Source organism: Vogesella lacus (genome assembly GCF_979366295.1).
On the sequence record NZ_CEETQT010000010.1, the window covers coordinates 40,146 to 53,851 of the forward strand.

Annotated in this window: 13 protein-coding genes; 10 read left to right on the forward strand and 3 right to left on the reverse strand. The window is 61.2% G+C overall.

Features of this window, described 5'->3' with window-relative positions; all coding sequences use genetic code 11:
• Position 1 precedes the first annotated feature (1 nt).
• Together ACZ9W6_RS13480 and ACZ9W6_RS13485 are read right to left on the reverse strand one after the other, a co-directional pair.
• Positions 2–811, reverse strand: a complete 810-nt coding sequence (locus ACZ9W6_RS13480) for a carbon-nitrogen hydrolase family protein (protein WP_465191679.1) — start codon at positions 809–811, stop codon at positions 2–4.
• Complete coding sequence (locus tag ACZ9W6_RS13485) at positions 808–4,668, reverse strand: YhdP family protein (RefSeq protein WP_465191680.1); 3,861 nt, start codon at positions 4,666–4,668, stop codon at positions 808–810. Before ACZ9W6_RS13485 ends, ACZ9W6_RS13480 begins: the two co-directional genes overlap by 4 nt.
• A 28-nt stretch (positions 4,669–4,696) precedes the next feature.
• On the opposite strand from ACZ9W6_RS13485, the gene glnE reads away from it, so the two are divergent.
• The 7 genes from glnE (at position 4,697) to ACZ9W6_RS13520 (ending at position 11,238) form a co-directional block, all read left to right on the forward strand.
• Positions 4,697–7,363, forward strand: coding sequence for a bifunctional [glutamate--ammonia ligase]-adenylyl-L-tyrosine phosphorylase/[glutamate--ammonia-ligase] adenylyltransferase (gene glnE, locus ACZ9W6_RS13490; RefSeq protein WP_465191681.1), 2,667 nt, complete (start codon positions 4,697–4,699; stop codon positions 7,361–7,363).
• A gap of 68 nt (positions 7,364–7,431) precedes the next feature.
• A complete protein-coding gene (locus ACZ9W6_RS13495; protein WP_465191682.1) occupies positions 7,432–8,355 on the forward strand; it encodes a branched-chain amino acid transaminase in 924 nt (307 codons plus the stop codon).
• A 32-nt stretch (positions 8,356–8,387) separates the two neighbouring features.
• Entirely contained in the window at positions 8,388–8,591 is a 204-nt protein-coding gene (locus tag ACZ9W6_RS13500; protein WP_465191683.1) for a zinc-finger domain-containing protein, read from the forward strand.
• Positions 8,592–8,647: 56 nt separating this feature from the next.
• Complete coding sequence (gene waaF / locus ACZ9W6_RS13505) at positions 8,648–9,700, forward strand: lipopolysaccharide heptosyltransferase II (RefSeq protein ID WP_465191684.1); 1,053 nt, start codon at positions 8,648–8,650, stop codon at positions 9,698–9,700.
• Positions 9,693–10,289, forward strand: coding sequence for a TetR/AcrR family transcriptional regulator (locus ACZ9W6_RS13510; RefSeq protein ID WP_465191685.1), 597 nt, complete (start codon positions 9,693–9,695; stop codon positions 10,287–10,289). The genes waaF and ACZ9W6_RS13510 overlap by 8 nt, the downstream gene beginning before the upstream one ends.
• A gap of 27 nt (positions 10,290–10,316) precedes the next feature.
• Positions 10,317–10,772 (forward strand): YbaN family protein, encoded by a 456-nt coding sequence (locus ACZ9W6_RS13515; RefSeq protein WP_465191686.1) that lies wholly within the window; start codon positions 10,317–10,319, stop codon positions 10,770–10,772.
• Complete coding sequence (locus tag ACZ9W6_RS13520; protein ID WP_465191687.1) at positions 10,747–11,238, forward strand: hypothetical protein; 492 nt, start codon at positions 10,747–10,749, stop codon at positions 11,236–11,238. Before ACZ9W6_RS13515 ends, ACZ9W6_RS13520 begins: the two co-directional genes overlap by 26 nt.
• Before the next feature lie 56 nt (positions 11,239–11,294).
• On the opposite strand, the gene ACZ9W6_RS13525 is transcribed toward ACZ9W6_RS13520, so the two are convergent.
• The gene (locus tag ACZ9W6_RS13525) at positions 11,295–11,480 is read right to left on the reverse strand and encodes a YjfB family protein (protein WP_465191688.1); all 186 of its coding nucleotides are present in this window, start codon (positions 11,478–11,480) and stop codon (positions 11,295–11,297) included.
• A 122-nt stretch (positions 11,481–11,602) separates the two neighbouring features.
• On the opposite strand from ACZ9W6_RS13525, the gene trxB reads away from it, so the two are divergent.
• Genes trxB through ACZ9W6_RS13540 form a run of 3 tightly spaced genes read left to right on the forward strand, consistent with a single transcriptional unit; the run spans position 11,603 to position 13,642 of the window.
• The gene (gene trxB / locus ACZ9W6_RS13530; protein WP_465191689.1) at positions 11,603–12,556 is read left to right on the forward strand and encodes a thioredoxin-disulfide reductase; all 954 of its coding nucleotides are present in this window, start codon (positions 11,603–11,605) and stop codon (positions 12,554–12,556) included.
• A 5-nt stretch (positions 12,557–12,561) separates the two neighbouring features.
• On the forward strand, positions 12,562–13,200 hold the full coding sequence (locus tag ACZ9W6_RS13535) for a Smr/MutS family protein (protein WP_465191690.1): 639 nt from the start codon (positions 12,562–12,564) through the stop codon (positions 13,198–13,200).
• A complete protein-coding gene (locus ACZ9W6_RS13540; RefSeq protein ID WP_465191691.1) occupies positions 13,175–13,642 on the forward strand; it encodes a peroxiredoxin in 468 nt (155 codons plus the stop codon). The genes ACZ9W6_RS13535 and ACZ9W6_RS13540 overlap by 26 nt, the downstream gene beginning before the upstream one ends.
• Positions 13,643–13,706 lie beyond the last annotated feature (64 nt).

Genomic DNA, 13,706 nt, shown 5'->3' on the forward strand with positions numbered 1-13,706 from the left:
TTCAATGAATGACGCGGTGCGCCAGCGCCGGCAAACGGCTGCGCACCTGCTCTAGATTGGCAAAATCGATATCGGCAAACACCACTCCCTCACCCTTGTCGAGCTGGGCAACAATCTTGCCCCAGGGGTCGATGACCAGACTCTGGCCATGGGTGGCGCGGCCGTTTTCATGCAGGCCGCCCTGCGCCGAGGCAATCACATAACACTGATTCTCGATGGCGCGGGCGCGTAACAATACTTCCCAGTGCGCCTGCCCGGTGGTGGCGGTAAACGCCGCCGGCAGGATCAGTACATCAAACGGCGTCATGCCGCGAAACAGCTCGGGAAAGCGCAGATCATAACAGATGCCGAAGGCCAGATCGGCCAGCGGCGTCTGCAACCGCAAGGGCGTGTCGCCGGCCACGATGCTGTCCGACTCGCAATAGCGCTCGCCATGGCCGGTAAAACCGAACAGGTGAATCTTGTCGTAACGACCGGCCACCTCGCCATCCGGGCGATACACCAGCAAGGTGTTGAACACCTTGTCGTCTTCGGGGCAAGCCAGCGGAATGGTGCCGGCCACCAGCCACAGCCGGTATTCGCGCGCCAGTGCGGCCAAGGTCTGCTGGATCTCGCCCCGGCCATAGGCCTCGCGTATCGCCACCTTGTCCTTGTCGTGCTTGCCCATCAGGCAGAAATACTCGGGCAACACCACCAGCTGTGCTCCGCCGGCAGCGGCTTCAGCCACCAGCCGGCTGGCGGTGGCAAGGTTGGCCGCAAGCGAGGTACCGGACACCATCTGGATGGTGGCGACAGTGAAGTTCTGTTTCATGGGGCAACTCCTTGTGGCGCACTGGCAGCCGGCTCGACTTTCTCGCCCATCTTCACGACGACCGGATCGCTGAGGCTGCCACTGATGTGATAGTCAAAGGAAAACACCCGATTGATCGGGTCTTGCAGAATCTTTTGCGTCAGCAAGGTCACCGCCCCCAGCACCGGATTCACCAGCGTGGCCCCCGCCAGCAGGGACACGCTTTCCGACAGGTGCGGCACGATGCTGGCGCGCAGGTCCTGGGTATCCTTGCCCAGATCGACCCAGCCGGCCATCTCGACGCTCGCGCCCGGCCCGCTCATTTTCACATTATTGCTGCGGAATACGCCTTGCGCGATGCTGGCATCGCCTTTGAGCGTATCAAACGAGAAACCGCTGCTGAAAACATCGGTGAAATCCAGCCGGATACGCCGGCCGATGGACTGCAAGCTGAGGATGCCCAACAAGCGCGCCGCGCCCGGATTCACCTCGGCAAAACGCCCGCGCTCCAGCGACAGGGCCAGATTGCCGGCCAGCTGCGCCGACTGGAAGTCCAGAAAACGCCCCGGCCACTGCAGCTGGCCTTGCAGCTCACCTTGGCCGCCAATCAGCACATCGTTCATGCCAAAACGTGCGAGCAGCGCACCAGCATCCTTCGTCTTGACGGCCACATTGATGCGCGTGGCCGCATCCCGCTGTCGCGCTGCCACCCCGCTCAGCAGCAGCTCGCTATCAGGCATGCCGAGGCTCAGCCGCTGGAACTGCCAGATATTGTCCTGCACCCGCGCCTGCACATGCAGCGCACCGAGCGCGCTTTCTCGCCAGCTCAGGTTATCGACCGCCACATCCAGTGCCGGAACCGGCATATCGGCCACATCATTGACGCCCAGTGCTGGCTGCGACTCTTCTTCGGGCAAAGGCAGGCGCAAACGCGACAGCTTGCCGCTCAGCTGGCCGCCATCCTGCCAGACATAACGCAACTGCCCGGCCGCCGCCTGACTTTGCCAGTCAAGCAAGAAAGGCTCGGCACCACCCGCCCAGCGCAGCGTACTGTCCACATCTTCCAGCCGGTAGCCGGCCGCCGTCAGCAACGGGGTTTTCAGCCGCAACAGCAAGGGGAAGCTCTGCCCGCTCACCTCACCGTTGGCCGCACTGGCCTGCTGCAAAGCCTGCAGCCACGGCATCAGCGCCAGCTGCGGCTGGCTGATGGCAATGCTGATCACGCCATCCTGCAAAGGTGCTGCCACGCCGGCACCGACGCTGACCGCCCGCAGATTGCCCCCGGCATCCAGTTTCACTTGCCCTGCCGCACGCGGTGCCTGTTGCCAGTTGACCAGCCACTGCTGCGCCTCCGGCCTGATTTCCAGCTCTAGCGGCCAGAATTCACCGGCCGCCTTGGTTAAGGGTGCCGGGGCCGACAACGATACCGGCTGCAGGCTGCTGCTGATATGCACTGGCGACAACACCTTGCCTACGGTGAAATTCGCACGATATGGCAACTGGCCATGTGCGAATGGCTGCAACATCGGCACATAACGCTGCAACACTTGGCTGACATCGGCGTCACCCTCGACGGTAAAGCCGATATCCTCACCATGTTGCGTGGCGCGCAAGACACCCTTGCCAGCCATGGCAGCAAAGTGGATGCCCGCTGTATTCACGCCGCGTTCGTTGATCGCGAGGTTGCCATTGACTTCGGTCAGCGGCGGCAGCGGCAAATCACTGAAACCCAAACGATTGCCCGCTAGCGCAAGCTTGCCGTCTACCTTGCTGGCTTCAGGATCATCCAGCGGAATATTCAGCCCCAGATCAAGCCTGGCCGCGCCCTCGGCAGCCAGCGTCGCCAGAAAACCGTCCAGCCAGCCATCCACTGGCGACTTGCCGGTGTAGGCAAGCATCTGGGCGAGCTTGCCGGCTACCTTGCCCTGAATGTGCAGCACGGTTGGCCGCGTCACCAGATCATCCAGCGCCACCCGCACCTGCGCCAGATCCAGCCCCAGCGTGGCCGCCTTGCTGGCGCTGATCTCGATATTGTCATTGCGCATGACAAAACGGCCCTGGATGTTTTCCAGATCCGGCCAGGCCGGGTCAAAGCGCAAACGGCCATTGTCGATGGCGGTTGTCACCTCGAAACGCCCGCCCTTGCCACCGGCAAAAGGGAAGCTGGCGAAATCACCTTCGACTACAGACTTCACCTCGCGCGCCACGCCGCCGCGCAGGCCGGCATACAGCCAATCCAGCGTATCCTTGCCGATGATTTCCGGCAGATAAGCCGGCACCCGTGCCACATCCACCTGCGGCACACTGATGTCCAGCCGGCCGCTGACCTTGTCAGCCAGCTGCCAGCCACCCTGAATCTGGGCGGTAAAATCGCCGGTCTGCACTTTCAGCTGTGGCAGTTGCAGCCGCCACACGCCTTCCGGTTGTCGCGACCATTGCAAACGGCCATCCATGGCTGGCACGGCCAAGGTCTCACGTAGTTGTTGCGGCCAACGTAGCTGCAGATCATTGCCCTGCCACTGTACTTCGCCACCATCGCTGCCCAGCAGCAGCTTGCCACGCAAGGCGCCTGCCAGTGCCGGGCCATCACGCCAGACCGTTGCCACACGGTTGAACTGACTGCTCAGACGATAATGCTTCGGCTTCAGCAGCGGCCCTTGCCATTGCCACACCACATCGTGCAACTCGCCGGCGAAATCGCGCAGCGGAAAGTCCTGCCATTGCGGCACGCGCTCCTGCAGCCACGGCCACAGCGTATCCAGCACCACCTTGTCGGCGCGTAAACGGCCACCGCGCGCCACATGCCAGCCGGCCTCGATAGCCGCATCCTTCAGCAGATAGCCTTTATCCGTCGCCAGTGTCAGGTGTTTGGCCTGAAAGCGATGCTCGCCGGCCGCCGGACTCTGGTAATCAACCTCGCCCGCCAGCCTTGGCAGCGGCACATTCTGCTGACGCACCGCCAAAGCCACATCCTCGACCTGCCAGTTGGCGTGCAGCGACATGATACGGCCTTCGGCAAAGCCGGCCTGCACAAAGGAGCTGGCGCGGCCCTTGCCGGCAAACGGCGCATCCGGCCAGTAGCGCTTGATCAGCGACAGCTCGCCACTGCCGGTCTGCACGCTGACATCGCCCGCCCATTCGGCAAAATCGGCAATCTCGCCGCCACGCCAGCTGGCGTCTACCGACAAGCCCGGCAGCAAACGGCTGTCCGGCTTGCCTTGCAACTGCAGACGGTGACCTTGCCAGCCATCGCGCAGCGACAGGCTCAAGCCTTGCAGGCTCAAGGGCGGCAAGGACAGCATTTCGTCGCGCCAGCTCAACTCGCGCAAGCGCAGCTGGATATGATCCTGCCGCAGCAACCAGTCAAACACGCGGTAATCGTTGGCCGCAGTCTGCGGCTGTTGCAAGGGAATACCGTTCAGGAAGAGTCGCCCGCCACGATCGCGGCGTAAGGCCAGCGACAAATCATCGAGTTGCAGACTGGTCAGCCGCGGCTCGAGGTACAGCAGGCTTTTCCATGACGGCACCAGCTCGATACGCGACAAGGCAATGGCCGGCGCGCTGTGACTGGGCTGCAGCGACAAGCTGTGCAGTACGAAGCGCGGCCCCCACAGCTGCCACTCGCCTTCGATGCGGCCAACCTTGACCGGCATGGCAACCGCCTCGCCAAGCAGGCGCTCAAAGCCTGGGCGCAGGCTGTCCAGCTGCGGCAACAGCAGATAGCGGAACAACAGAAAAGCAAGCAGCAGAAAGACAGACAGGCCCGCCAGCAGCCAGGCCAGCGCACGAGTCAGCGGTCGGAGGATCTTGAGCACGCGCAAGCTGTGATCAGCCTGCTTTACTTCGGGTGCTGCGGAGGCGGTAGAATGTTCGTTCACGATTTCGTCATGGCGTTGAAAGGACATTATGCCAGCAAACCACGAGGCCATCGCTAGTGCGCGTGCATTCAGTTTTTATCTGGACCGCCTGCTGAACGCCCATCCGGCACAGCTTGAACGTCTCGAAGCATCGCTGGCACAGCCATTTGACCGCCAGGAAATGCTGGCCTTTGCCGACTGGCAGGCCATCAGCAGCGTCGACGAGCTGATTCCGCCCCTGCGCAAACTGCGCGCCGCCATCATGGCCAGGCTGATCAGCCGCGATCTGGCCGGCCTGGCCGATCTGCACGAAGTCGTCACCACCACCAGCGCGCTGGCCGATTTTGCCGTACAGCAGACTCTGCCGGTAGCACGCCAGGGCTTGGCCGCCTTTGGCGACCCGATAGGCGAGGAAAGCGGCGAAGTGCAGGAGCTGATCGTGATCGGCATGGGCAAGCTGGGCGGCTTCGAGCTGAACGTCTCGTCCGACATCGACCTGATTTTCATCTACCCAGAAGACGGCGAGACCAATGGCCGCCGCAAGACATCCAACCACGAATACTTCACCCGCCTCGGCAAAGAGCTGATTCGCGCCATCAACGACCTGACCTACGATGGCCAGGTCTTCCGCGTCGACATGCGCCTGCGGCCTTATGGCGACTCCGGCCCGCTGGTGATGAGCCTCGCCGCACTGGAAAACTATCTGCTGACCCAAGGCCGCGAGTGGGAACGCTATGCCTGGATCAAGGCACGGGTGATGAGTGGCGACGACAGCTATCTGGCGCAACTGGTGCGACCTTTCGTCTACCGCAAATACATGGACTACGGCGCCTATGGCGCGATGCGCGAGCTGCACGCACAGATTCGCCGCGAAGTCGCCCGCCGCGACATGGCCGACAATATCAAGCTGGGGCCGGGTGGCATCCGCGAGGTCGAATTCATCGCCCAGGTATTCCAGCTGATTCGCGGCGGCCGCGAGCGCCGCCTGCAGCTGAAAAGCACACGTGACACCTACGCCCTGCTGGCCGAGCTGCGCCTGCTGGAACCTGACGCCGTGACCGAGTTGCTGGATGCCTATACCTTTTTGCGCAATCTCGAACACCGCCTGCAGTATCTCGACGATCAGCAAACCCAGAATCTGCCAACCAGCAGCGAGAACCAGACCCGCATCGCCGGCAGCATGGGTTTTGCCGACTGGGCGGGCTTCATGCAGGTACTGAACCAGCACCGCCACCGCGTGACCCGTCACTTCGAGCAGGTATTCCTGCTGCCGACCGAGGGTGCGGCTGCTCATCCGCTACAAAATCTGTGGCTGGACATCGCCAGTACCGATTGCGCCGACACTCTGCGCCAACTGGGCTATCAGCAGCCCGAGGATGTGCAGCGCCAGTTGCGCAGCATGGCTTGCGGCCAACGTTATCTGCAAATGCCGGATGCCAGCCGCCACAAGATGGACGCCCTGCTGCCGCCGCTGATCGAGGTTGCCGCCGGCTTTGACAACCCGGACGCCACCCTGTCGCGCATCATCAGCCTGCTGGAAGCCATCAGCCGCCGCGCCGCCTATCTGTCGCTGCTGCAGGAGTATCCGCAAACCTTGCAACGCCTCGCTTCGCTGTACTCGTCCAGCGCCTGGGTCTCCGCTTATCTGAACCGCCACCCGATTCTGCTGGACGAGTTGCTGGACGGCCGCGTGTTGTATGCCGCGCCGGACTGGCCAACGTTGGCCGCACAGCTGGAGCAACAGTTGCAGGATTGCCACGCCGATGTCGAGGCGCAGATGGACACCCTGCGCCACTTCCAGCATGCCCAGACCTTCCGTCTGGTGGCGCAGGATCTGGCCGGCATGTGGACGCTGGAGGCGCTGTCGGACGAGCTGTCGGCCCTGGCTGATCTGGTACTGGATGCCACCTTGCGTCACTGCTGGGCCGGCCTGCCGAAAAAGCATCGCGACACGCCACAATTCAGCATCATCGGCTACGGCAAACTCGGCGGCAAAGAGCTGGGCTATGCCTCGGATCTCGACGTGATTTTCCTCTACGACGATGACCATCCCGATGCGCAGGAAATCTACTCGCGCCTCGCGCGCAAGATCGGCAACTGGCTGACCAGCGTCACCGCCGCCGGCACGCTGTACGAGCTGGATTTGCGCTTGCGCCCGAATGGTGACAGCGGCCTGCTGGTCAGCACCGTGCCGGCTTTCGAGCAATACCAGCACCGCCAAGCCTGGCTGTGGGAGCATCAGGCGCTGACACGCGCACGCTTTGTCTGCGGCGATGCCGCCATAGGCGAGCGTTTCGAAGCGATTCGCCATCAGGTGTTGACGCTGCCGCGGCAGCTGCCGGCGCTGCGCAACGAAATCATCGGCATGCGCCACAAGATGCTGGAAAGCCACCCGGCACACGATGACGACATCAAACATGCGCGCGGCGGCATCGTTGATGTCGAGTTCATCACCCAGTATCTGATCCTTGCCCACGCTGCCGACTATCCCGAGCTCACCCGCAACAGCGGCAATATCGCGCTGCTGGGTTTTGCGGCCAACGTTGGCCTGATACCGGAAGACATGGCCACCCATGTGCAAAGTGCCTACCGTTATTTCCGCCGCCTGCAACACTCGGCCAGACTGAACGACAGCAAGCAGGTGCATGACATTCCGCAGGAAGACTACCGGCAGGTACGCGGATTGTGGCAGCATGTTTTCCAAGCACTTGCTTGAGAACACAAGCAAGCGACACAGCGCTATAATGGCGCGATATCAAAAACAGGACAAAACGGAGATTCACCATGTCGATGGCTGATCGTGACGGATTCATCTGGTACAACGGCGAACTGGTTGACTGGCGCAATGCCACCACCCACGTGCTGACCCACACCCTGCACTACGGCATGGGCGTCTTCGAAGGCGTGCGCGCTTACGAAACCCCGCAAGGCCCGGCAATCTTCCGCTTGCAGGACCATACCGACCGTCTGTTCCGCTCCGCCAAGATTCTCGGCATGCAGCTGCCGTTCAGCAAGGACGAGATCAATCAGGCGCATATCGACGTGGTGCGTGCCAACAAGCTGAAGTCCTGCTACTTCCGCCCGATGGCGTTTTACGGCTCCGGCAAACTGGGCGTAGCGCCGAAACAGGATGATGTACAGGTGATCGTGGCTGCGTGGCCATGGGGTGCGTATCTGGGCGAAGACGGCCTGGAAAAAGGCATCCGCGTGAAGACGAGTTCCTTCACCCGTCATCACGTCAACATCACCATGTGCAAGGCCAAGGCCAACGGCAACTACATGAACTCCATCCTCGCCAACAACGAAGCCACGGCTGAAGGCTATGACGAAGCCCTGCTGCTGGACGTGGACGGTTTTGTCGCCGAAGGCTCGGGCGAGAATATCTTCATCATCCGCAAGGGCAAGATTTACACGCCGGATCTCACCAGCGCACTCGAAGGCATTACCCGCGACACCGTAGTGCAACTGGCCGAAGAGATGGGCTACGAGATCATCGAGAAACGCATTACCCGCGACGAGGTTTACACGGCTGACGAAGCCTTCTTCACCGGCACCGCCGCCGAAGTGACCCCGATCCGCGAACTGGACCGCCGCCCTATCGGCGAAGGCACACGCGGCCCGATCACCGCCGCCATCCAGAAACGCTACTTTGACTGCGTCAAAGGCCTGGCTGCCGACAAGCAGCACTGGCTCACCTATATCGACTAACCGCCTGCGGGCAAAGAACTGAAAGCAATACCATGGCCGAGCTGAAAGAAAACAAGGAACGCCTGATCGAAGTCACCGGCAAGGACCTGCCGCTGCACTGTCCTACGCCAGACATGGTGGCCTGGAACTCGCATCCGCGCGTATTCCTGCCTATCGTCAAGAACGGCGGCGAAGCGCTGTGCCCTTACTGTGGCACCCGCTACAAGCTGAACGGCCCGGTTAGCGGCCATCACTGAGCCGGCTCTTCACTTTGACAAGGTGCGGCCAACGTCGCACCTTTTTTAATTGCTACATGATCAAAAAAATACTGGTAATCGGCCCGTCCTGGGTGGGCGATGGCGTCATGGCACAGCCGCTGTACCGCCGTTTGCACGAGCGCAACCCCGGCGTCGAGCTGCATGTGTTTGCACCGGCCTGGACGCTGCCACTCCTGGCACGCATGCCCGAGGTGGCCAAGGCCCACCTGAATCCCTTCGGCCATGGCCAGCTGCGTCTGGGCGAGCGCTGGCGCGTTGCGCGCGAACTGGCGAAAGAAAAGTTCGATCAGGTGGTCGTACTGCCCGGCTCGCTGAAGGCGGCACTGATCCCCTTCATGGCCGGCATTCCGCTGCGCACCGGCTTTACCGGTGAAATGCGCTACGGCCTGTTGAATGATCTGCGCGAACTGGACGAGCACGAGCTGCCAACCATGGTCGAGCGCTTCTGCATACTTGCCGAAGCGCCCCGCCACGCCCTGCAACGACCGATTCCCTACCCTTCACTGCAAGGCTCGACTGCCAAGGGCGCCGAAGCCGCCAGCCGCATTGGCCTGAATCTCGACAAACCGGCTATCGCACTGTGCCCGGGTGCCGAATACGGCCCGGCCAAGCGCTGGCCGGCACGCCACTTTGCTGCCCTGTCACGTATGTTGCACGAGGCAGGCTTTCAGGTCTGGCTGTTCGGCTCGGGCAAGGATCAGGAAATCGGTGATGAGATCAGCCGCCTCAGCAGCGACATCGCCATCAATCTGTGCGGCAAGACCGGCCTCGATGAGGCAATCGATTTGCTGGCGCTGTGCAAGCTCGCCGTCTGCAATGATTCCGGCCTCATGCATGTTGCAGCCGCACTGGATCTGCCGCTGGTAGCCCTGTATGGCTCATCCAGCCCCGACTTCACCCCGCCCTTGAGCGACAAGGCTGAAATCGTTACGCTGGGTCTGGACTGCAGCCCCTGCTTCGAGCGCCAGTGCCCTTATCAGCACCTGCGCTGCCTCGAAGACATGCAGCCGCAACGCGTCCTGCAAGCCTGCGAACAACTGCTGAACCGCGCCCCCCTGCCAATCACCGTGGAAATTCAAGATGAGTAAAACCTTGCCTGGCCACACCGAAGACAATAGCCGCCGCATGGAGCTGATCCGTGCGGCCGCCCGCCTGTTCCGCGATCAGGGTTACGAACGCACCACGGTGCGCGACCTCGGCAATGCCGTCGGCCTACAGTCTGGCAGCCTGTTCTATCATTTCCGCACCAAGGAAGAGATTCTGGTGGCGGTGATGGCGCTGGGCATTACCGCCACGACCGAACAACTGGCCATCGCACTGGGTCAAGCCAAAAACACCCACGACAAGTTGGCCGCACTATTCCACGTCCATCTGCACTCGCTGCTGGGTGACAACCAGGCCGCGCTGGAAGTGATGCTCTACGAATGGCGCAGCGTGTCGGACAACGCCAAACCGGGGCTGATCATCCTGCGCGACCGCTACGAAGCGTTGTGGCAGGACGTACTGGATCAGGCTGCTGCCGAAGGCCTCGTCAAGCAGGACACCCGCCTACTGCGTCGCACCCTGCTGGGTAGCCTGCACTGGACGGTGCAGTGGTATCGCGATAGTGGTGATCTGTCTGTCAGCGAGCTGGCGGAGCGCATGCTGGCCCTCACCCTGAACAACAGCCCAAACTGAATCCGGCACGACCACACGGAGAGGTGCATGCAAAAGCCCCTGCGAATGCTCTGGCTGGTCGCCGGCTACCTGTTTTTGCTCTTGGGCCTGATCGGCGCACTACTGCCGGTCATGCCAACAACCGTCTTCCTGATCATGGCTTTGGCATGCTTTTCGCGTAGCAATCCGGCCTTGTCGCAAAAATTGCTCGACCACCCGCGCTTCGGCCCGCCGTTGCGACTGTGGCAACAGCATCGCACCATGACACGCAGAAGCAAAACCATTGCCATCTGCACCATTACGCTATCCATCGGCTTCAGCAGCTATCAGCTCCGTGCTGACCAGGCCCTGCTCGGCGCGGGGTTGGTTACGTTCGGACTTGGCCTGATTATCTGGATGATCAGACTGCCTTCACCACCAACAACATCAAGTACTTGCGCTACAATAGAATCAAATCCAAGCCATGGGACTCGCCATCATGGATCTGAACCTGAACGCGATTAACAGTTTTAACAGCCCGGTCAGCAACGTTGGCCGCAATGTACGCGAGCGACCGGAAGACAGCCCGCCCGCCGCCGTCGCCACGCCCGCACCGGCAGCAGAACAAGCTGCCCCGCCACCGGCCGCACCACCGGTAAGCAGCAATGCCATCAGCGCCACCAGCAGCGCCCTGCAAAGCCAGCTGTTTGATCGCCAGCGTGAGGTTGCGGCCAACCAGGCCGTCACGGCACAGAGCAGTAACAGTCAAGGCAGCGAGAACCGCGGCAACAGCGCCAACGATGCCGTTCGCGCGGAAGCCGCGCCACGCCCTCCTGCCAGCAATCCACCTGCGCAGAATCGCAATGAACTTGCAGACCAGCGCTTCAGCGGCAACCCTGCCAGGCAGGCTGTCGTGCAATATCAGGCCAACCAGTCCTTGCTGCAGGATGCCGGCCCGCCAAGTGGCCCGGCTATCAGTGCCAGCGCCTGAGCTGCAATGAAAAACGGGAGCCAAGGCTCCCGTTCTTGTTTTACTGCCTCAAGGCATCAGGCACGCACATCAATGCGATTACCCAGATTTGGCGGATTATTGGTCTGATTTGGCGATGCAGAAACCGCCGCCCCAACCAGACTCAACACCGAATCTCCTGCCACTTCCATAGCCTTCTTCAGCACGAAAGTTTCTGTGGTTTGCTTGATATTCTGCGCCGATGCCGCCGAAATGCCATCCATGAAATCCTCCTTTGCTATGGTTGATAATCGAAATCTATCCGGCAAGTAGCAACACTCAATCGGATACAGGTGCTTTAGCTGTTAGAATACGCCTTATCGTTTCTGTTTGACAGGAAAAAAACATGAGCCAGACTCGTCACTCCCCGCTTCTCATCCTCGGTTCCGGCCCTGCCGGTTACACTGCTGCCGTTTACGCGGCACGCGCCAACCTGAAACCGGTCATCATTACCGGCCTCGCCCAAGGCGGCCAGCTGATGACCACGACCGAGGTTGATAACTGGCCTGCCGACGCTTCCGGCGTAATGGGCCCGGAGCTGATGCAGCGCTTCCAGCAGCATGCCGAGCGTTTCGGTACCGAGATGATCTTTGATCACATCCACACTACCAAGCTGGATGAGAAGCCTTACCGCCTGATCGGCGACAGCGGCGAATACACTTGCGACGCCCTGATCATCGCCACTGGCGCTTCCGCCAAGTACCTGGGCCTGCCATCCGAGCAAGCGTTCTCCGGCAAAGGCGTTTCCGCCTGCGCGACCTGCGATGGTTTCTTCTACCGCAATCAGGACGTAGCCGTCGTGGGTGGTGGCAACACTGCCGTTGAAGAAGCACTCTATCTGGCCAACATCGCCAAGCATGTGACCCTGATCCATCGCCGCGACAGCTTCCGCGCCGAAAAGATCATGATCGATAAGCTGATGGCTCGCGTTGCCGAAGGCAAAGTCACCCTGAAGCTGAATGCCAATCTGGATGAAGTCCTCGGCGATGCTTCCGGCGTGACGGGTGTTCGCCTGAAATTCAACGACGGCAGCAGCGAAGATATCGGCCTGATGGGCGTCTTCATCGCCATCGGCCACAAGCCGAACACCGACATCTTCAAAGGCCAGCTGGAAATGGATGAAACCGGCTACCTGATTACCCGTGGCGGCCGCGATGGCAATGCCACCCTCACCAGCGTCGAAGGTGTCTTCGCTGCCGGTGACGTGCAGGATCATATCTACCGCCAGGCCGTAACCAGCGCCGCCTCCGGCTGCCAAGCCGCTCTGGACGCCGAGCGTTATCTGGATCAGCTGAAGTAAGTTGCTTGAAAGCACTCAAGTCGCAACTGAAGCAAATCAAGCTGCAGCCCCGCGCCCCCGTGGCGCCGGCTGCGGCCAACCCTGAGCCGCCTGCGGCTGAAATCGACTTCCCGTCTGCCGTCCCCGGCGTCAAGCCACTCAAGCCTGACAATCGTCACATCCCGCAACTGCCCAAGCCACGCCCGCGCCCCATGCATGGCAAATCCCACAGCTTGCTGACCACCGATGCCCTGCTGACACAAATGTCAGCCTGGTTTGAACCGGCACAGCTTCCTTACGAACATCGCCGCCCCGGCATTGCCAGCAACAGCCTGCGCCGCCTCAAGAGCGGACACTGGCCTGTCTGCGGCGAGCTCGACTTGCATGGTCTTGACCGTCACACCGCACACGAACAGCTGACCGTGTTTTTGCACCGAAAACGCGAGCAAGGCAATTGCGTGCGCATCATTCACGGCAAAGGCCTGAGCTCGCGCGGCGAACCGGTACTGCCCAAAATGGTACGCGGCTGGTTAAGCCAGCACCCGGACGTACTGGCCTTTTGTGAAACCGACAGCCATCAGGGCGGCAGCGGTGCCGTACTGGTTTTGCTCAGACGACATCACCCACATGGAGACCACCATGAGCACGATTATCCCCGCTTTTGAAGCCCCGGCCACCAGCGGCCTGACTGCCCGCCTGCCGGCCAGCGGCCTTGCCATTGCCTACTTCTACCCCAAGGACAACACGCCGGGCTGCACCAACGAGGCACTGGCATTTCGCGATCTGCACGAGCGCTTTCTTGCGGCCAACTGCACGATTTTCGGCGTCTCGCGTGACAGCCTGAAATCCCATGAAAATTTCCGCGCCAAGTACGCTTTGCCATTTGAATTGATCAGCGATCCGGACGAAACTGTATGTGAGATGTTTGCTGTCATGAAAATGAAAAACATGTACGGCAAACAGGTAAGAGGCATTGAGCGCAGCACTTTCGTTCTGGATGGCCAAGGCCAGATCCTGCGCGAATGGCGCGGCGTCAAGGTGCCCGGACACGTCGATGAAGTACTCGCCTTCATCGAGTCCCTGAGCCAGGTGCCGACAGCCGGATAAAATCTCTGCCGGCACCGCGATGATCACGGTCAGGCCATCAGGCCTGACCAGACAAGGGGGTAAT